Annotated in this window: 2 protein-coding genes; both read right to left on the minus strand. The window is 34.2% G+C overall.

What is annotated here, in order from left to right:
- On the minus strand, positions 1-935 hold a 935-nt coding region (locus ACYVTD_RS12640; RefSeq protein ID WP_461248106.1), incomplete at its 3' end, for an Hpt domain-containing protein.
- An 18-nt stretch (positions 936-953) separates the two neighbouring features.
- The coding region (locus tag ACYVTD_RS12645) for a methyl-accepting chemotaxis protein (RefSeq protein ID WP_461248107.1) at positions 954-1,383 on the minus strand (430 nt) is incomplete at its 5' end.

Genomic DNA, 1,383 nt, shown 5'->3' on the forward strand with positions numbered 1-1,383 from the left:
ATCGCGTTTCTAACCATGTGTAATAATACTTCCGATATTGCTTCTATAATGTTTTTATCTATTTCATTTTCTTTGCCTTCCAGCGTTAGTTGTATATTCTTGCCAAGTTCTTGGGAAAGTTGATACACATAACGGGGGTAACTGTCAAAAATAGTTGAAATTGGAAGAGTACGAAGTGAAATAACGCCGTCATAAGCTGTTTTTATACTGTTACCGGCGTCTATAACATAATCTTTTAAAGATAAGTTTAGTCTTCCGCATAACCTTTCCAGTTTTTTAAGATTAGCCGCTTGTACGGGATCAATGTTTTTTAACTCTTTAAATGATTTTGAAAATTTCTTTAATAAATTGACAATTTCCACGCTGTTTTGAGAAATGACTTTTGCGGTTATTTCCAAAGTATGCAACGACATGATATTTTTAATAATTTCGTCTATTTTATCAAGAGAAATACGAATAGTTTCTGTTTTTGACTCTTTGTGTTTTTCTTCTTTAACGTCTTGTTTTTCTGATTCAGCGGGTTTTTCTTCTATTGGCAATGAAAATTCTTTATTATCCGTAAGAAGGAAAAGGTTTTTTACATATTCGCTTATTTCTATATTATCATCTTTTGACTTTTGTAATACGCTAAAACCCAATTTTAAAAGATCCAAAGAAGATAGGATAAGTTTTATAGCGTTATCAGAAAATGTTATCTGCTTATCTTTCATTGCGATAAAAACGCTTTCAAGCGAATGGCTTAATTCTTCTATGCGTTTAAATTCAAGCATACGCGAAGTGCCTTTTAAAGTATGCAAAGCGCGTAACAAGGCGGCAATATCATCTTCCGTTGAAATGCCGTCCTTAACTTTAAATATATAAGTTTCAACATTGGGTAATATTTCAAGCCCTTCATCAATGTATTGTTGTATAAATTTTTCTCTGTTCATGGGCATTGTTATTCTCCAAAGCCTTTATTTATCGCCTGATATATGATATTTTGCCAGTGTTTCTTTTAGTTCACTTGACATATTATTTAGTTTGCCTACAGTATCCGATGTAGTAGCGGTTGCAGAAACAAATTGATTTACGCCTGCGGATATTTCTTTTAATGCGGTGAAAACATGAGCGGCGGCAACTTCCTGTTGTTTACTAAGATTGAAAATTTGCTGCATACGAACGGCGACGCTCTGAGAAACATCTACTATGTTTTCAAAGACTTCTTTTTGTTCAACTATCCTATTGTAACCGGTATCTATCGCGCGCGAGCCGTTATTTGCCTCTGTTAAAAGATTTTGAGCGGCTTGATTTATTTCAGAGATATTTTCTTTTATTTCTGACGCTGATTCAACAACATTATTCGCAAAGCGCCGTATCTCGTCGGCTACTGATGAGAAACGCGAA

The organism is Treponema sp. R6D11 (assembly GCF_054786075.1).